We start from the raw sequence: 17,764 nt of genomic DNA, 5'->3' as shown, positions 1-17,764 counted from the left end.
GACGTACCATGGAACGCTGTGCTGTCTATCCTACAAAGCTCTAGAAATCTCTTTGTTAGCGTATGCTTCATTTTTGACTGGCTTGGTAGAGATCCTTGACCTCTGCAACGCTCAGCCATTTGCGGCGTGAATGCACCACACGGTGACAATTGGCACATAACAATGCGAGGTCCACGAGCTTGGTTTTATCGCCAGGTTGGAGCGTATGCAGTGGCTTGGTGTGGTGCGCATCGATAACGCCTTCGACGTCCGGGCCGTATGTTTTGCTGAAGTTGAAACCACAGGCTTCGCACTGGAGAACACCGTGCTTCTTGAGGGCTTCGTCCTTTTTTCGTTTTACGAGTTTTTTGTCCCTTTCCCGTACACGGTGCACGCGAGTTAACACTTTTCCTTCCTCTGCTTCGAAGAAGCCCGGTTCTTCCTCCGCACTCAGATCTTGGCGTAGTAGAAGAAGTGTTTCCGACGTTCGCCTTGATGGCTGCTACGACTTCAGTCAGACGCTCGGGATTATTAGCAAACTCCAGCCATACCAATTCCTCGTCCTTATTTCCTTTTGCAAGACCTGTGCGACCAGTGTTGGTGTAGCTCGGATCCCAACGGCGGAAATTGTTGAGCTTCATGCAGACACCATTGGTGTTACGAAAACTCTGGTTTTTGCTCACACCTGTGGCGGTGCCAATGAGATTGAGGCTCTGTGATAGGGCTCGGACTTCCGGATGATTCACTCCGGGTAAACCATTGCGGTGAAGAAGGTACAGGTTCAGGGCTAGGACGAGTTCGTCACGGCTCCAGGGCGGATTGGATTGATTGCTGATAGGTGAAGAGGACATGGCGGGGGCTATCCGTAGGGTTCCCGTTTCGCTGTAGGACGCAGCGCAATATGTCGTCAGAATATTCTCTTCTGGTGGCGTTTGGGAATCATACGGTGTTCGATGACCTTTGCTGTCGAGCACGGGGATACTTACGAGCGACGTTGTTTGGTCATCGGGCGGGATTTTGGATGGGGGATGAAAAAGCTCAGACATTAAAAAGCCGGCTTATGGCCGAAAGAGCAGTAGTGCTCGCCATTCCAGGGTTCGCTTTGTCCTCCCGCACTTTCATTGCTGGCATTGACCTGGGTTTCTGCCGGGGCGATCAACCAGGAGCGACTGATCAGTTGCTGCTCGCCAAGCTGGAATACCTGAAAGCAAAGCACGTTGATCGCAACATCTCGCTCGCTGAGGTAGGCCACGATACGCTCCGTGTTAGCGTCCAGCCCGGAAGCGACGATGATGATCTGATGGCTCTGGTTTAGCGCGTCCTCATCTAATGGCAGGCCGAAGAACTTGCGAAAATCGGTAGTCAAATCCGCATCCTGTTTGAAGCGTTTGTAGATGGCTGCAATATCTTCGGCCGCCAGGCTTTCCACCGAGGAAGCATAGTCCAGTGCCTGCGCCACGACATCACACGGTGTCGCGCCTGAGTTCGATCAGTGCCAGTGAGGCATCCGGCGCGATCGCCAACAGGTCAATCCGTCCCCCTTTTCCTGGCGACCGATCAGCATCCACTCATCCGACAGCACACGCGGCGCGGTGACGATCATATCCTCCAGTAACTGCTCGCTAGGCAGGGTGCACTCTTTGAGTTGGTAGGGTTGGCCATTAACCGTCCAGATTTGCGTTTTGATGGGCATGGCGGGTGTCCTTACCTGAAGTCCTTGATTACCGTGAGCTAGGCGACAGCTTGCTCAATCAGCGTGCTAGCCAATTGTTCGTTCAGTAGGCGGGCTTGGGTAAGACATATTTTTAGTCGGTCGCAGAGAGTCATTAGCTCATCGATTTTGGCGACGATGCGGTGTTGTTCGGCAAGTGGTGGCAGTGGAATGATTGCATTGTTCAACTTTGCCAACGTAACGCGGGTTATTGCTACGCCTGTCATACCAGCCCGCATTTCACGATAGAAAAAAGGCGAAGTCATCGCTCTCAGCAAATATTCGTTGTGCAGGCCTATACTTGGTTTGAGTAACGCCACACTGGACAGCATGCTGAATGGCTCATCCAGCGAATTGATTGTAGTTATTCCTGTTGTAGCACCGTCTTTTATGTAAAGAATGTCACCTTTGTTCGGGTCGCATCGAGAAAATATTTCCTGATGGACTTCGTTGGTAACATAGGTGATTTCAGTCAGGTCGATACCCCATGACTTTATGTTTTTTGCCGATATGTATTTATAATCACCGCTAGGAGTATTGGTCGGCGAGTGGTGAGTGCCATCGGTTATTTTTAAAGTCAACTCGCCGAGACGTCCCCACACCCAAGAGGTGGGCAATACATAAGGCTTTTCCTCTTCGGCAATCTCCGCCAACGACTTCTGCTTCTTGATCTTGCCTTCGCCAACTAGCTGCACTTTTTCCTCAGTAATCCGCTTGAGCAGTTCGCAGGCCGGTTCATCACTGGGATGTTGCGACACCAGTTTTCCCATCACGGCCATTTGCAGCAGAGTCTGCTTAAGAGCGTCGATACTGGATTCGGTGTTGAACAGGGTGTGGAAGTGTTCGGCCAGGCGCTGCCAGCTGGCAGCGAATTCGGTGGCGTCACTGGCCTCGGTTAGGCTGTCGAGCAGTGCTTGCACCAGCTGCTTGTGGGCGCTTTCGGCGTGGGCCTGCTGGGCTTCAAGGTGGTCGCACAGGGCCATCAACTCATCGACTTTGGCGACGATGCGGTATTGCTCGTCAAGAGGTGGTAGCGGGAGCAAGCAATTCGCCACATCTTTTAAATATAAGGCGGATACAGCTGTGGCCGACGAGGCCCCCCGCATCCATTGTTGAGCCAGCGTCGTCTGAAGATACCGAAACACATATCTGTAGAAAGTATTTGCTGATGGCTTTACTAGAATCACACTTCCCATTAAGCAGAAAATCTGATCAGTCTCCACCGCAGCGCATCGCCCAATAGTGCCGCGACTACAAATTAGAATGTCACCTCGATTTGGGTTGCAGCGCTCCCGGTATTTGAGGCCATTTTCATAATTCACAAATTGAGTATTTTCAAGCAACACACCTGAGTCAGTAACATCCTTTGCAGTCAAAAGAGGCATGCCAGAGGAAGATTTTGGAGGGGATAGGTGTTCACCATCGGTCAGCTTAATTACACCTTTCGCCAAGCGTACCCACCGCCAACTGCTTGGTATTTCAAACGGTTTTTCCTCTTCCGTGATCTCTGCCAGTGGTTTCGGCTTCCTTATCTTACCCTCGGCCACAAGCAGTGCTTTCTCCTCGGCAATCCGCTTGAGCAGTTCGCTGGCAGATTCATCACTGGAATTTTGCGGTAACAGCCTGCCACGTACTGCCAACTCCAGTATCAGATCACGAAGCTTTCTTATACCGTTGGGTGCATCGGCCAGCAGTGGCAGGTTATTGGTCAGCAGCAAGGTCATACCTGGCGCTCCAGCGCTTCAGCGAGGATGGCCTTCACTTGATCGCGCAACTTGCTAACTTCACCTAGCAGGGTGGCGTAGTCGCGCAGCAACTCATCCGGGTCGTGGTTAATCTGCTCACCAATATGTGGGTTCTTGCAGTCCAGGTTCCAATTACGCGCCTGCAGTTCTTTGACGCTGATCTTCCAGGCGAATTCGTTTTCGACTCGTGCGGCAAAGCCATCGGTTTCGCTACCCCACCAAGCCTCCTCTACGGCGAACTCTTCGATACGCATGGGCCGGGTTTTGGAATAATTCTTTACCCCGGCCGGATACTGGTGCTCGTAGAACCACACATGCTTAGTCGGCGTGCCTTTCGAAAAGAACAGTAGATTGGTCTTGATGCCGGTGTAAGGGTTGAATACACCGTTGGGGAGACGAACGATGGTGTGCAAGTTGCACTCGGTCAGCAGTTTTTCCTTGATTCGGCTCTTGATGCCTTCGCCGAAGAGAAAACCATCAGGCAGTACCACTGCGGCGCGACCGCCGTCTTTGAGCAACTGCATGATCAGCACAAGAAACAGGTCGGCGGTTTCGCGGGTACGGAAGGTAGCGGGGAAGTTGGTTTCGATGCCGTCTTCTTCCATGCCACCAAACGGCGGGTTGGCGACGATGCAATGCACGCGCTCACTCGGCCCCCAACTGATCAGCGGCTTGCTCAGGGTGTTGTCGTGTCGGATCTGGCTCGGCACTTCGATGCCGTGGAGGATCATGTTGGTGGTGGCCAACAGGTGCGGCAGTGGCTTTTTCTCCACACCAAAGATGCTGGCCTGCAGGGTGCGCTCGTCTTCGGCGGTTTTTACATAACGGCTACGTTTGTGTTCGATGGCGCAGGTGAGAAAACCACCGGTGCCACAGGCCGGGTCCATGACCTTTTCGTCCAGCTTGGGGTCGACCATGCGTACCATGAATTCGGTGACCGGGCGCGGAGTGTAGAATTCGCCGGCGTTACCTGCGTTTTGCAGGTCGCGGAGCAGTTGCTCGTAGAGGTTGCCGAACTCGTGGCGTTCTTGGGCCTTGTTGAAGTCCACGCCTTCCTGAATCTTGTTGATCACCTGGCGCAGCAGTTGGCCCGACTTCATATAGTTGTAGGCGTCCTCGAACACGCTACGCACCACAAAGGCGGAGGGGGTGCTGCTGTATTCATTGAGGTTTTGCAGCTGCGGGAACAGGTTGTTGTCGATGAACTCCTTCAGGGTGTCGCCGGTCATGCCTTCAGGGTCGGCGGCCCAGGTGCGCCAGCGGCAACTGTCGGGGATCGGCGAGCGGTAGTGGTCGTCCATCAACTCCCATTCCATCTCGCGGTCATCGAAGATCTTCAGGAACAACAGCCAGACCAATTGGCCGATGCGCTGGGCGTCGCCATCGACACCCACGTCTTTGCGCATGATGTCCTGGATGGATTTAATGGTGCTATTGATGGACATGGGGATCTCGCTGGCTTACTGCAAAACAGAGGGTTCAAGGCGCAGGCAGTGTGGTGCTGCCTGTACCGAAAATTCGGGGGCGGGCAGCTTAACTGGCGTAGAGCTCATCTTCCAGTTCATGAATGGCTTTGTTGTAACCGACCTTGCCGCCAAATGCCTTGACCAGTTCGATGGGTGCCCCGATCTGACTGAAGGGGTCGAGCTGGAGGATCTTGATGTCTTCGATATGCTCGATGCCGGTATCGGCATATTTGTCGAGCAATGCCTCGAGCACTTGACGCGCGGCGCCTGAATATTTGCTGAAGTAGTTGCGTTTTTTCACCTGCTCGGCGCGCTCCTTGCGCGAAAGGGCAGGCTGGTCGAAGGCTACATGGCAGACGAGATCGAACGGGTCGAGGGTCTTGCCCTGTTTCTTTTCCACTTCCTCGGCCAAGGCTTCCCACATCACACCCTGAGCGGCCATTTCTTCGATGATGACCTTCTTCTGATCAGCATCGCTCCATCGGCGCAGGAAGTCGTCCAACGAGGCGAACTGCTTTTTCACGCAGACACGGGTGTAGTCGTGTAGGGATTCAGTGATCAGCCGGCCATCCGGGCCGTAGTACTGCACACGTTCGGCGATAACATAGATCGGGATGCTGTCGATGACATATTTGATGCGCTTTTTGTCATCATCACCGGTGAACTCAAGGTCGTCGATTTCTGCCGTGGTGCATGCGGTGATGTCGTCTTCATCCGTCGCCAGGTCATCCGGTGGCACGGGAGATTCCTCACCTTCTGGGGCATAGATCACAACGGGGTCGCCATCGAAAGCCGGGTCGGCGAACAACTCGGTGGCCTTCTTGAAGTCCATGATGGTGAACCAGTACTTGCCGAAGTCCTCATTGATGCGAGTGCCACGCCCGATGATCTGCTTGAACTCGGTCATCGACTTGATGTGTTGGTCAAGCACAATCAGCTTGCAAGTCTGGGCATCGACGCCGGTGGTCATCAACTTGCTGGTGGTGGCGATGACCGGGTAGCGTTCTTCCGGGTTGATGAAGTTGTCCAGTTCGGCCTTGCCTTCCTGGTCATCCCCGGTGATGCGCATGACGTACTTGCGGTTTTCGGCAATGCGCTCCGGGTTGAGATTGACCAGGGCCTGGCGCATGCGCTCGGCGTGGTTGATGTCGTCGCAGAAGATGATGGTCTTCTGGAACGGATCAGTGGCCTTGAGAAACTCGGTGACCTTTTGCGCTACCAGTTGGGTGCGCGCCTCGATGACCAGGGTGCGGTCCATATCCTTAAGATTGTAGATGCGGTCCTCGATCAACTCGCCATTCTTGTCGAGCATGCCCTTGGGCGGCCGCCAGCCTTGTAGGTCCTTGTCGAAGTCGATACGCACCACCTTATAAGGCGCGAGGAAACCGTCTTCGATGCCTTGCTTGAGGGTATAGCTGTACACCGGCTCACCGAAGTAGGTGATGCTGGACACATCTTTGGTCTCTTTCGGTGTGGCGGTGAGGCCGACATGGGTGGCGCTGGAAAAATATTCGAGAATCTCGCGCCAGGCGGAATCCTCGGCAGCGCTGCCACGGTGGCATTCGTCGATGACGATCAGGTCAAAGAAGTCGCGGGAGAACTGCTTGTAAATGTTCATTTCTTCTTCAGTGCCTGTCACGGCCTGATAGAGCGACAGATAAATTTCGTAAGCCGTATCGATTTGGCGTTTGGCAATCTTGGTCATCGCCGGGCCAAAGGGTTTGAAGTCGTTGTTCTTGGTCTGGTCGACCAAGATGTTACGGTCAGCCAGGAATAGAATTCGTTTTTTCTGTTTGGACTTCCAAAGCCTCCAGATGATCTGGAAGGCCGTGTAGGTTTTGCCAGTGCCGGTGGCCATGACCAACAGTATGCGTGACTGTCCCTTGGCTACGGCCTCGACGGTACGGTTGATTGCATTGGTTTGGTAATAACGCGGCGTGCGCCCGGAGCCGTCATCGTAGTAGGGCGACTCTACTTTCTGACGGGCATCACCGTTCAAGCCTTTCCACTGGCAGTAGCGCTGCCATAGCTCATCGGGGCTAGGGAATTGCTCTAGGCTCAGTTCGGTTTCAACTTGATCGCCAGTACCGCTGTGATCATGGAACAAAAAACCATCACCATTACTGGAAAACACGAAAGGCACGTCCAGCGCTTCGGCATAACCAAGGGCCTGCTGCATGCCAGAGCCGACGGAGTGCTTGTTGTCTTTCGCCTCGATGACCGCAATTGGTAGATTGGCCTGATGATAGAGGATGAAGTCGGCGCGACGGGACTCACCACGGCTATGCAGCTTGCCACGCACGATGATGCGGCCTTTGGTGAAGCTGACCTCTTCACGCACTTGCTTCTGGATGTCCCAGCCGGCCTGCTGAATGGCGGGAGTGATGAACTTGGTGCAGATGTCCCGTTCGGAAAGCGATTTCTTGTCCATAGCCCCATAGTCCCTGATTCTGCGTGCGGTGACTTTATCAGACGTCGCAGTTGTTCTCACGACCTGAGGCTCAGAAGGAGACTGGAGTTTCTGCCATTTCCCAGACGCCCCGGTTATTTCAGTCGATGAATATTCTCTTTTTTGCCGTTTATCTTTTAGCGTGGCGATCAGCTAGACATTTTTCGATTGAGGTTTCGAATGCGTTTTATCAACCGCGCAATATCACTCGGCTCTACATTGTCTTTGTAGAGACTCAGCGACGGAGCGGTGCTGTATCAATTTGCTTTGAAATTTAGTGTTCGAGCTAATAGCGTGACCCTTGCTCGCGAGAACACGTTTTACAGGCCACGATTTGCCAGGAGGACGAAAGGTTCACGCTGCCTGGCTGCGGCTAACCCTGCGTATGGGTGTGGGGAAAAGTGTGGGTCAAAGATGGCGTTTCGTATCTAGCCCACATTCTACGTGGCTTTCAGGCGTTAAAAAGCCGGCTTATGGCCGGCTTCTCGTTGACTGATTCAGCTCGTTTTTGACAAACCTTACCAGCCTTCAAAACGTACATCCGGCTCTTGCGGCCGGCTGTGGGACTTGGTCAGAAAGTGATCTGCCTTGTCGGTGCGAGGTGTGGGCTCGCAAATGTGGGGCGGAGGATACGCGGGTTTTCTTCAGAATCCCAGTGGTAAGTGGTGTGGAATCATTGGGTTAGGGGTGAATCAGGGGAAAAGCAGGGGGCTGCTGCGCAGCCCAGCGGGAGCAAGCTCCCTCGCCACAAAAGCTTCTGCCACAGCTCCGGCTACAGCTCCTGCCACAATTCCCGCCACCGTTTCTGGTCTTGGGTGGGTTAGTCGAACACCGGCGGTCGTTGTTTGTTCAGGGTGGACCACCAGAACACCCAGCCAATCACCCGTATGTTCTGCGCATCAATCTGTTCAGCGCTGAAGACTTCGTCGGGGTAGGCGGTGTTGTTGTGGCTGCGCAGGCGTAGACGATTACCGGGAACGCGGTGCAGGTATTTGATACGCAGCATGCCGTCATGCTCAAGCGCATAGATATGGCCGTCGACGATTTGGGTCAGGCCGCGGTCGATGGCGAGGGTGGAGCCGTCTTCGATGCGTTCGGCCATGCTGTCGCCGACCATGGTGGTGCAGATGGCATCGCTGGGGTTGATGTCGAGGGTTTCGAGGTGGCTGCGGGGCAGGCGGATGGTTTGGTCGGGGATTTCGATGATGTGGGTTTTGGTTTCGCCGGGGGCGATGGGGGCTTCCTTGTAGAGGGGCAGTTCGATGTCCGTGGTTTCTTGCACGCTGTAGACGCCATCGTTTTCGGCGGCTTCATAGGTGATGCCCGGGCCCAGGCCCAATGGGGTCTGCGGGCCTTCGCCGGTGGCGAGCCATTGCGGGCTGACGGTCAGCAGGCTGGCGATGGAGTAGATGCGCCCTGGCGGGATGCCACGGTTGAACCAGTTGTTTATGTGCTGGGATTTCACGCCGTATAACTTCGCGAAGTCGGCGGATCGGATATTCGCTTCTTTTAGAAGGGCTCTGAAGCGGTCGCCACTGGAAAGTATTTTCATAAACGGAAAGTTTAGGGGCGACTGTGTTTTCGGCAATAAACATGTCGTGCAAATATATAAGACGATCTTTCCGTTTGCAGGATTTGAAAGGGGCGGGCTAAACGGGGTTAAACGGTATTAATACAACTTCGTATTTATCATCATTAAGGCATAAAAAACCCCGGTGCAAACCGGGGTTTTTCTTTACTTCAGTCTCAGCCTTTGTAGGCGGCAACCGACTTGGTGATCGCTTCGCGGGCGGCGTCAGCACCGGCCCAGCCTTCGATCTTGACCCACTTGCCTTTCTCGAGATCCTTGTAGTTCTCGAAGAAGTGTTCGATCTGCTGGATCAGCAGGGCTGGCAGGTCGGTGTACTCTTTCACGTCGACGTACAGCTGCGACAGTTTGTCGTGCGGTACGGCGATGACTTTGGCGTCGCCGCCGCCGTCGTCGGTCATGTTCAGGATGCCGACCGGACGGGCGCGGATGACCGAGCCTGGGGCGACTGGGTAAGGGGTCACGACCAGCACGTCGAGGGGGTCACCGTCGTCGGCCAGGGTGTTGGGGATGAAACCGTAGTTGGCCGGGTAGAACATTGGGGTGGCCATGAAACGGTCAACGAACAGGCAATCGCTGTCTTTGTCGATTTCGTATTTGATCGGGGCGTGGTTGGCCGGGATTTCGATCGCGACGTAGATGTCGTTCGGCAGGTCTTTGCCAGCCGGAATCTTGCTGTAGCTCATTGGGCGGTGCCCCCGTTAGTTGACCAAATGACTGGTCGGATTGACCAAAAAGTGGCGGCGATTATAGGCATATTCGGCCGTCGATGCCACGTTACAAGGGTCTTAGAGACCTTAGTATGACGCCTGATAGACCGGATCTTCGGCTTGAAGTTGCCGTAGCCGGGCCAGCGGGTCCTGGCGGTAGAACGCCTTGAGCTGTTCATAGACCCGCGGGTACGCCTGGTGCAGCAGGTCCGGGGCGCTGAAGAAGTATTCGCTGGTGACGGCGAAGAACTCCGCCGGATTCTCCGCAGCGTAGGGATCGATGAGGGTTTCTGCGTCCGGATCCTGGTCCAGTTGGCGGTTGAGGTCGTCGAAAGCCTGTTGCATGGCCTCGGCCCAGTCCTTGACCCGCATGTCGGCATGCAGCGGTGGCAGGCCGTTGGCGTCGCCGTTGAGCATGTCGAGTTTGTGCGCCAGCTCGTGGATCACCAGGTTGTAGCCGTCCCAGCCGCCACTGGCGAGCACGCCGTCCCAGGCCAGGATGATCGGGCCCTGGGGCCAGGCTTCGCCGCTGTGTTCGCCGTCCCATTCGTGCTCGATGCCGCTGGCGTCACGGTAGCGCTGGGGGCTGAGGAAGTCGTCGGGGTAGAGGACGATTTCGTGGAAGCCCTGGTACCAGTTCAAGTCGCCGAGGTGCATCAGCGGCAATTGGGCCTGAGCGGCGAGCAGCAGACGTTGTTCCTGGTGCAGTTCGACGCCGGGCAGGGCGCTGAGGTGTTTGTCGTGCAGGAACAGTACGCAGGCTTCGCGCAGCCATTGGTCCTCGGTGGCGCTGATGCCGTCGAGAAAGCTCAACTGGTGACGCACCCGCTGCCAGGTTTCCTCGCTGACGGGATGTTTGGCGAGGGTGCGTTGCCGGCGCCAGCCGCTCAGGGACCACATGGGCGATCAGCGCGGGTGAGCTTTCGAGGCGTTGGCGGCGAGGCGGCTGCGGATCACGCCGATGATCATCGGTACCAGCGACAGCAGGATGATGCCCAGCACCAGCAGCGACAGGTTCTGCTTGATGAATGGCACGTTGCCGAAGAAGAACCCGAGGGTGACCAGGCCGCCGACCCACAGGATGGTGCCCAGGACGCTGAAGGCGAAGAAGCGCGGGTAGGGCATTTTTGCAACGCCGGCGACGAAGGGGGCGAAGGTGCGGATGATCGGCAGGAAGCGCGCCAGGGTCACGGTTTTGCCGCCGTGCTTGTCGTAGAAGTCGTGGGTTTGTTGCAGGTAGTCGCGGCGGAAGATTTTCGAGTTCGGGTTGCTGAACAGTCGTTCGCCTGCGGTGCGGCCAATGATGTAGTTGGTGCTGTCGCCAAGGATCGCCGCCAGCATCAGCAGGCCACCGAGTAGCACCGGGTCCATGCCGCCACCGGCGGCTACCGCGCCGGCGATGAACAGCAGGGAATCGCCCGGCAGGAAGGGCATCACCACCAGGCCGGTTTCGCAGAAGATCACCAGGAACAGGATGGCGTAGATCCACGGCCCGTAGTTGGTCACCAGCAGGTCGAGGTACACATCGAGATGCAGAATGAGGTCGAGGGGGTTGAAATCCATGCAAAGCACCTGTGGTCGCGGCCTGACTGGGTGGGGCCTGTGGGTCGGGCTTCGAGTAAGGCTACAGCGCGTGTAGCTTTTTCTTACAAGCCGGGAAGAGCGGCATTATACGAGGTCGAGGGTGGTGTGCGTGGTGAGTTTGTAGCGGGGGATGTCGGGAGGCTTCTGGCTGGGTGAAGAACTCTGCGGCGAGGGAGCTTGCTCCCGCTGGAGCGCGAAGCGGTCCCAAATGCAGCCAACCCGGTCTGCCTGATGCACCGCGTGCTCAGGTTCTGGGGCTGCTGCGCAGCCCAGCGGGGATAAATCCCCTCGCCACAACGTTTCACCCAACCACAGGGGTTATCGATCGTTCCTACGCTCCGCGTGGGAATGCATCCCGTGACGCTCTGCGTCAAGCGGAACGCGGAGCGTCCCTGGCGGCATTCCCACGCGGGAGCGTGGGAACGATCAGTCCGCGGTAATCGGGTCAGAGCTCTTCGCTGATCGGCAACACGTAGTTCTTGAACTCGGTGTCTTCCTTGAAGCCGATGGACTCGTAGGTTTTCTGCGCCACCTCGTTGTTGCTGCTGGTGGAGACGCGCATGCGTACGGCGTTGGTTTCCTTGGCCATTTTTTTCGCGGTGCGGATCAGGTTGTCGGCCACCAGTTGGCGGCGGGCGTCTTCGGCGACGTAGATGTCGTTGAGGATCCACACGCGCTTGAGCGACAGTGACGAGAAGCTTGGATAGAGCTGGCAGAAGCCCAGCAACCGGTTGTCATCGTCATCGGGCAACGCCAGGTAGATCACCGATTCCTTGCGGCGCAGGCGTTTTTCGAGGAAGGCTCGGGACGAATCCGGGTAGGGCAGCGAGCCATAGAATTCCCGGTATTTGACGAACAATGGGGTCAGCAGGTCCAGGTGTTCCAGGGTCGCTTGGATAATCCGCATAGTAGGTCTCGTCTGCAAAGGTCGACAGATACTCGGACAACAACGGCGTTCTGCCGTGCTTCGATGCTGCCTGAAAGCGGATCAAAAACGCAAACTTGTAAACGGATCAGCTTCGGGGCGGCATCAGTAGGAAGTTACCTTTCATATCGGCGGTATTTTCCGAGTCTAGAGTTTGGACCTGGGCTTCGTCCTTCAGGTTGACCCCCGAGAGCTGTCTGCGGCAGGCCTCGCGCATCAGGTAGATCAGGCGGTGGGCGGCCATGCCGTAGCTCAAACCTTCGAGCCGGACGTTGGAGATGCAGTTGCGATACGCATCGGTCAGGCCGACCTTGGGGTTGTAGGTGAAATACAACCCCAGGCTGTCGGGGGAACTGAGGCCGGGGCGTTCGCCGATCAGGATCACCGACATTTTTGCGCCGAGCCGCTGCGCCACCTCATCAGCCACCGCGACGCGGCCCTGTTCCACCAGAATCACCGGCGAGGTTGACCAACCATCAGCGGCGGTCTGTTCTTCCAGCCGCGCCAGGAACGGCAAGGTATGCCGATGCACCGCCAGCGCCGACAGGCCGTCGGCCACCACGATGGCCAGGTCTACGCCGCCGGGGTGGGCCGCTGCGTAGTCCTCCAGGATTTGTACGGAGGCCTCATCGAGCCGTCGGCCCAGGTCCGGGCGCTGCAGGTAGCTGTTGCGGTCGCTGGCGGCGCTGTGCAGCAGCAGGCTTTCGCGGCCGCGTTCAGTCAGTTGCGCGCGAATGCCTTCATGGTCGAAGGCCAGGTGCACGGCGTCCCGAGCCTGGGCGTGGGCGTACTGGAAGTCCAGTTGCGCCGAGGTTGGCAGGCTGGTGCCGGTGCGGCCCAGGGCGATGCGCGCCGGGGTGAGGTTGCGCAGATTCAGCCAAGGGTTTTGTGGATCTACAGGTTTTTTATCCATGGGCAGTTCTCTCATCCCAAATGCGGCTTATCCCAAATGAGCTAATGCGTGACGAAACGCCGGTGGCAGGTTGTCGCCGAACCGCACCCGGCCATCGGCCTGGGTGAAAATGCCCATGTTCGCCAGCCACGTTTCGAATTCCGGCGCCGGCTTCAGGCCCAGGGTCTGGCGGGCGTAGAGAGCGTCGTGGAACGAAGTGGTCTGGTAGTTGAGCATGATGTCGTCGGAGCCGGGGATGCCCATGATGAAGTTGATCCCGGCCACGCCCAGCAGGGTCAGCAGAGTGTCCATGTCGTCCTGGTCGGCTTCGGCGTGGTTGGTGTAGCAGATGTCGCAACCCATCGGCACGCCCAAAAGCTTGCCGCAGAAGTGATCTTCGAGGCCGGCGCGGATGATCTGTTTGCCGTTGTACAGGTATTCCGGGCCGATGAATCCTACAACCGTGTTCACCAAAAACGGCTTGAAATGCCGTGCGACGGCGTAGGCCCGGGTTTCGCAGGTCTGTTGATCGACGCCGTGGTGGGCGTTGGCTGAAAGGGCGCTGCCCTGGCCGGTTTCGAAATACATCAGGTTGTTGCCCAAGGTGCCGCGATTCAGGCTCAGCCCGGCGTCGTAGCCTTCCTGCAAGACGTTCAGGTTGATGCCGAAACTGGCGTTGGCCGCTTCGGTGCCGGCAATGGACTGGAACACCAGGTCCAGGGGCACGCCACGGTTCGCCGCTTCAATGGAGGTGGTGACGTGGGTCAGCACGCAGCCTTGGGTCGGGATGTCGTAGCGCTGGATGATGGCGTCGAGCATTTCCAGCATGGCGCAGATCGACGCTGTGCTGTCGGTGGCCGGGTTGATGCCGATCATGGCGTCGCCATTGCCGAAGAGCAGGCCGTCGAGGATGCTTGCGGCGATCCCGGCGGGCTCATCGGTGGGGTGGTTGGGTTGCAGGCGGGTGGACAGTCGCCCGCGAAGGCCGAGGGTGCCGCGAAATTTCGTCACCACGCGGATTTTCTGCGCTACCAGCACCAGGTCCTGCACGCGCATGATCTTCGATACGGCGGCGACCATTTCCGGGGTCAGGCCCGGGGCCAGCGCCCGCAGGCTGTGTTCGTCGGCCGCATCGCTGAGCAGCCAGTCGCGAAAACCGCCGACGGTGAGGTGGCTGACGGCGGCGAAGGCCTGTTTATCGTGGGTGTCGACGATCAGCCGGGTGACTTCGTCGTCCTCGTAAGGAATCAGCATTTCTTGCAGGAAATGGCTGAGGGGCAGGTCGGCCAAGGCCATTTGCGCTGCTACGCGTTCGCCATCATTGAGTGCCGCGACCTCGGCCAGAAAATCCCCGGAACGCGCCGGGCTGGCCTTGGCCATCAGGTCTTTGAGGCTGTCGAAGCGGTAGGTCTGGGCGCCGACCGTGTGTGCAAAACTGGCCATACAGGTTCTCCGTGACGGCGCCGCTGGGCGGCGCCGTGGTTTTCGGCGTTTTACAACTTAGTGCAAGGCTTCTTCAGCTTTCTGAATGGCCGCGAATTCTTCTTCGGGCGTGCCTGCTACCAAGTGATGCCGACTGTAGAACGCGAAGTAAGCAATTAACACTCCATAGATGATCGCCGCGCCGATGACCACCCGCGGATCCACCAGAAAGCCCGCTACTACGGCGATGCACGCCAGCACCAGGGCCACGCCCGAGGTGAAGATGCCGCCCGGTGTGCGGTATGGCCGGTCCATTTTGGGGCGGCGGATGCGCAGGGTGATGTGCGCGGCCATCATCAACACGTAGGAGATGGTGGCGCCGAACACCGCCACCAGAATCAGCAGATCGCCCTGGCCGGTCAGGGACAGCCCGAAACCGATGATGCCGGGGATGACCAGCGCCAATACCGGTGCTTTGCTTTTATTGGTTTCGGAGAGCTTGCGTGGCAGGTAACCGGCGCGAGACAACGCGAAGATCTGCCGCGAGTAGGCGTAGATGATCGAGAAGAAACTGGCGATCAGGCCCGCCAGGCCCACGAGGTTGACGAAGTTGCCCATCCAGGTCGAGCCGCCGTAGGCCTTGGCCAGGGCTTCCACCAGCGGGTTGCCCGAAGCCATCAGCGCATTGGAACCCGCGCCGCCTGGGCCGATCACCAGAATCAGCAGGGCAAACGCCACCAGCACCAGCATGGCGCCGATCAGGCCGCGCGGCAGGTCGCGCTTGGGGTTCTTGGTTTCTTCAGCCGCCAGCGGTACGCCTTCCACGGCCAGGAAAAACCAGATGGCATACGGAATGGCTGCCCACACGCCGACATAGCCGAACGGCAGGAATGGGCTGGCGCCCGTGGCTGCGGTGACCGGGATGTCCAGCAGGTTGGCGACGTCGAAGTGCGGCACCATCGCCACCAGAAACACGCCCAATGCCAGGGCGGCGACGGCGGTGATGATGAACATCAGTTTGAGGGCTTCACCCACGCCGAATATGTGGATGGCGATGAAGATGATGTAGAACGCCAGGTAGATCATCCAGCCGCCAATGCCGAATAGCGATTGGCAATACGCGCCGATGAACACGGCAATCGCCGCCGGGGCGATGGCGTATTCGATGAGGATCGCCGTGCCCGTGAGAAACCCGCCCCAGGGCCCGAATGCGCTACGGGCAAAGCCATAGCCGCCGCCAGCGGTAGGAATCATCGAGGACAGCTCGGCCAGGGAAAAGCACATGCACAGGTACATCGCGGCCATCAGCAGCGTGGCAAGAAACATCCCGCCCCAACCGCCCTGGGCCAGGCCGAAGTTCCAGCCGGCGTAGTCCCCGGAAATGACATACGCCACCCCCAGGCCCACCAGCAGGACCCAGCCCGCCGCGCCTTTTTTCAGTTCGCGTTGTTGGAAGTATTCGGAGCCGACTTTTTCAAAGTCGACCGAGGACGTTGCCGGTTGCGGGTTTGCTTGATCGCTTGGCATAAGGGTTTACCTGTTTTTATTGTTTTTTGGCCCTGTTGGAGCGGGGCTGCTCTTGGAACCGGTGTGTTGCATACAGCAGGGATGCAAGCTTGATTGTTCCCACGCTCTGCGTGGGAACACAGCCAGGGACGCTCCGCGTCCCAAAGAGCCGAACGCGGAGCGTCCGTAGAGGCGTTCCCACGCAGAGCGTGGGAACGATCGGCCGGGCACAAATTTCCCGCAGGTTAGAAGAACCCCAACGGATTGATGTCGTAGCTCACCAGCAGGTTCTTGGTCTGCTGGTAATGGTCAAGCATCATCTTGTGGGTTTCACGACCCACGCCGGACTTCTTGTAACCACCAAACGCCGCATGAGCCGGGTAGAGGTGGTAGCAGTTGGTCCAGACGCGACCGGCCTTGATCGCCCGGCCCATGCGATAGGCGCGGTTGATGTCGCGGGTCCAGAGACCGGCGCCGAGGCCGAACTCGGTGTCGTTGGCGATCGCCAAGGCTTCGGCTTCATCCTTGAAGGTGGTGATGCTCACCACTGGGCCGAAGATTTCTTCCTGGAACACGCGCATCTTGTTGGTGCCCTTGAGCAGGGTGGGCTGGATGTAATAACCCGTGGCCAGGTTGCCCTCGAGTTTTTCCACCCGGCCGCCGGTCAGCAGTTCTGCGCCTTCGCCCTTGGCGATTTCCAGGTACGAAAGAATCTTGTCGAATTGCTGCTCGGACGCCTGGGCGCCGACCATGGTGTCGGTGTCCAACGGGTCGCCGCGCTTGATCTGCAGGACTTTGTTCATCACAACTTTCATGAACTCGTCGTAGATCGACTCCTGCACCAGGGCGCGGGAAGGGCAAGTGCAGACTTCACCCTGGTTGAAGAACGCCAGCACCAGACCTTCGGCCGCTTTCTCAATGAAGCTCGGCTCGGCCTGCATGATGTCTTCGAAGAAGATGTTCGGCGACTTGCCGCCCAGTTCCACGGTGGACGGGATGATGTTCTCGGCCGCGCATTTCATGATGTGCGAGCCGACCGGGGTCGAGCCGGTGAAGGCGATCTTGGCGATGCGCTTGCTGGTGGCCAGGGCTTCACCGGCTTCCTTGCCGAAGCCTTGCACCACGTTCAGTACGCCAGGTGGCAGCAGGTCGCCGATCAGCTCCATCAGCACGCAAATGCCCAATGGGGTTTGCTCGGCGGGCTTGAGCACCACGCAGTTACCGGCGGCCAGGGCCGGGGCGAGTTTCCACGCGGCCATCAGCAGCGGGAAGTTCCACGGGATGATCTGCCCGACCACGCCCAGCGGTTCATGGATGTGATAGGCCACGGTGTTGCCGTCGATCTCGGCGGCGCTGCCTTCCTGGGCGCGCAGGCAACCGGCGAAGTAACGGAAATGGTCGGCGGCCAGGGGGATGTCGGCGTTGAGGGTTTCGCGCACGGCCTTGCCGTTGTCCCAGGATTCGGTGATCGCCAGAACCTCAAGGTTTGCTTCGATGCGGTCGGCGATTTTCAGCAGGACCAGCGAACGGGCCTGGGCGGACGTGGCGCCCCAGGCATCGGCAGCGGCGTGGGCGGCGTCCAGGGCTTTTTCAATGTCTTCGGCCGTGGAACGCGGGAATTCGGCAATGGGCTGGCCATTGACCGGGGAAGTATTGGTGAAGTACTGACCTTTGACAGGCGCGACGAACTCGCCGCCGATGTAGTTACCGTATTTGCTCTTGAACGAAACGATAGCGCCTTCAGTACCGGGGTGAGCGTAACGCATGATGAGTTCTCCTTGGCTTTT

At 57.8% G+C, this 17,764-nt stretch carries 13 protein-coding genes and 1 pseudogene; all 14 read right to left on the bottom strand.

Annotated elements, in window-relative coordinates; translation table 11 throughout:
- Window positions 1-67 precede the first annotated feature (67 nt).
- The 14 genes and pseudogenes from T3A99_RS19260 to T3A99_RS19195 all read right to left on the bottom strand — a co-directional run bounded on the left by T3A99_RS19260 (window position 68) and on the right by T3A99_RS19195 (window position 17,743).
- Window positions 68-385: an HNH endonuclease gene (locus tag T3A99_RS19260; protein WP_322834696.1), complete on the bottom strand. Its 318-nt coding sequence runs from the start codon at window positions 383-385 to the stop codon at window positions 68-70.
- A gap of 657 nt (window positions 386-1,042) precedes the next feature.
- Window positions 1,043-1,672 (bottom strand): annotated as a pseudogene (locus T3A99_RS19255) (nuclease); the annotation flags it as partial.
- A 38-nt stretch (window positions 1,673-1,710) separates the two neighbouring features.
- Entirely contained in the window at window positions 1,711-3,414 is a 1,704-nt protein-coding gene (locus T3A99_RS19250) for a restriction endonuclease subunit S (protein WP_322834695.1), read from the bottom strand.
- Window positions 3,411-4,880 (bottom strand): class I SAM-dependent DNA methyltransferase, encoded by a 1,470-nt coding sequence (locus tag T3A99_RS19245; protein ID WP_322834694.1) that lies wholly within the window; start codon window positions 4,878-4,880, stop codon window positions 3,411-3,413. Before T3A99_RS19245 ends, T3A99_RS19250 begins: the two co-directional genes overlap by 4 nt.
- Window positions 4,881-4,968: 88 nt before the next feature.
- Entirely contained in the window at window positions 4,969-7,332 is a 2,364-nt protein-coding gene (hsdR, locus tag T3A99_RS19240; protein WP_322834693.1) for an EcoAI/FtnUII family type I restriction enzme subunit R, read from the bottom strand.
- An 838-nt stretch (window positions 7,333-8,170) separates the two neighbouring features.
- A complete protein-coding gene (locus T3A99_RS19235; protein WP_322834692.1) occupies window positions 8,171-8,902 on the bottom strand; it encodes a helix-turn-helix transcriptional regulator in 732 nt (243 codons plus the stop codon).
- Window positions 8,903-9,096: 194 nt separating this feature from the next.
- The gene (gene ppa / locus T3A99_RS19230) at window positions 9,097-9,624 is read right to left on the bottom strand and encodes an inorganic diphosphatase (protein WP_047229468.1); all 528 of its coding nucleotides are present in this window, start codon (window positions 9,622-9,624) and stop codon (window positions 9,097-9,099) included.
- 111 nt (window positions 9,625-9,735) lie between these two features.
- Window positions 9,736-10,548, bottom strand: a complete 813-nt coding sequence (locus tag T3A99_RS19225) for a zinc-dependent peptidase (protein WP_139049079.1) — start codon at window positions 10,546-10,548, stop codon at window positions 9,736-9,738.
- 6 nt (window positions 10,549-10,554) lie between these two features.
- Window positions 10,555-11,211 carry a DedA family protein gene (locus T3A99_RS19220; RefSeq protein ID WP_281459802.1) on the bottom strand — a complete coding sequence of 219 codons (657 nt, stop codon included), beginning with the start codon at window positions 11,209-11,211 and terminating at the stop codon, window positions 10,555-10,557.
- A 466-nt stretch (window positions 11,212-11,677) separates the two neighbouring features.
- Window positions 11,678-12,139: a GNAT family N-acetyltransferase gene (locus T3A99_RS19215; RefSeq protein ID WP_076383489.1), complete on the bottom strand. Its 462-nt coding sequence runs from the start codon at window positions 12,137-12,139 to the stop codon at window positions 11,678-11,680.
- Between the two features lie 106 nt (window positions 12,140-12,245).
- Window positions 12,246-13,070, bottom strand: a complete 825-nt coding sequence (eutC, locus tag T3A99_RS19210; RefSeq protein WP_281459803.1) for an ethanolamine ammonia-lyase subunit EutC — start codon at window positions 13,068-13,070, stop codon at window positions 12,246-12,248.
- A 27-nt stretch (window positions 13,071-13,097) separates the two neighbouring features.
- Entirely contained in the window at window positions 13,098-14,492 is a 1,395-nt protein-coding gene (locus T3A99_RS19205) for an ethanolamine ammonia-lyase subunit EutB (protein WP_047229473.1), read from the bottom strand.
- Between the two features lie 57 nt (window positions 14,493-14,549).
- On the bottom strand, window positions 14,550-15,998 hold the full coding sequence (eat, locus tag T3A99_RS19200) for an ethanolamine permease (protein ID WP_047229474.1): 1,449 nt from the start codon (window positions 15,996-15,998) through the stop codon (window positions 14,550-14,552).
- Window positions 15,999-16,222: 224 nt separating this feature from the next.
- Window positions 16,223-17,743 (bottom strand): aldehyde dehydrogenase family protein, encoded by a 1,521-nt coding sequence (locus T3A99_RS19195; protein WP_076383493.1) that lies wholly within the window; start codon window positions 17,741-17,743, stop codon window positions 16,223-16,225.
- Window positions 17,744-17,764 lie beyond the last annotated feature (21 nt).

The organism is Pseudomonas sp. N-137, from assembly GCF_034555295.1.
GTDB lineage: Bacteria > Pseudomonadota > Gammaproteobacteria > Pseudomonadales > Pseudomonadaceae > Aquipseudomonas > Aquipseudomonas rhizophila.
This window is presented reverse-complemented; position numbering and strand designations above follow the sequence as displayed.

Bases quoted from the DNA above. Each gene is read 5' to 3' on its own strand.
- eutC (WP_281459803.1), bottom strand. From the start codon at position 13,070: ATGGATAAAAAACCTGTAGATCCACAAAACCCTTGGCTGAATCTGCGC.
- T3A99_RS19215 (WP_076383489.1), bottom strand. From the start codon at position 12,139: ATGCGGATTATCCAAGCGACCCTGGAACACCTGGACCTGCTGACCCCA.
- T3A99_RS19220 (WP_281459802.1), bottom strand. From the start codon at position 11,211: ATGGATTTCAACCCCCTCGACCTCATTCTGCATCTCGATGTGTACCTC.
- T3A99_RS19225 (WP_139049079.1), bottom strand. From the start codon at position 10,548: ATGTGGTCCCTGAGCGGCTGGCGCCGGCAACGCACCCTCGCCAAACAT.
- T3A99_RS19235 (WP_322834692.1), bottom strand. From the start codon at position 8,902: ATGAAAATACTTTCCAGTGGCGACCGCTTCAGAGCCCTTCTAAAAGAA.
- T3A99_RS19205 (WP_047229473.1), bottom strand. From the start codon at position 14,492: ATGGCCAGTTTTGCACACACGGTCGGCGCCCAGACCTACCGCTTCGAC.
- eat (WP_047229474.1), bottom strand. From the start codon at position 15,998: ATGCCAAGCGATCAAGCAAACCCGCAACCGGCAACGTCCTCGGTCGAC.
- T3A99_RS19245 (WP_322834694.1), bottom strand. From the start codon at position 4,880: ATGTCCATCAATAGCACCATTAAATCCATCCAGGACATCATGCGCAAA.
- T3A99_RS19195 (WP_076383493.1), bottom strand. From the start codon at position 17,743: ATGCGTTACGCTCACCCCGGTACTGAAGGCGCTATCGTTTCGTTCAAG.
- T3A99_RS19250 (WP_322834695.1), bottom strand. From the start codon at position 3,414: ATGACCTTGCTGCTGACCAATAACCTGCCACTGCTGGCCGATGCACCC.
- ppa (WP_047229468.1), bottom strand. From the start codon at position 9,624: ATGAGCTACAGCAAGATTCCGGCTGGCAAAGACCTGCCGAACGACATC.
- hsdR (WP_322834693.1), bottom strand. From the start codon at position 7,332: ATGGACAAGAAATCGCTTTCCGAACGGGACATCTGCACCAAGTTCATC.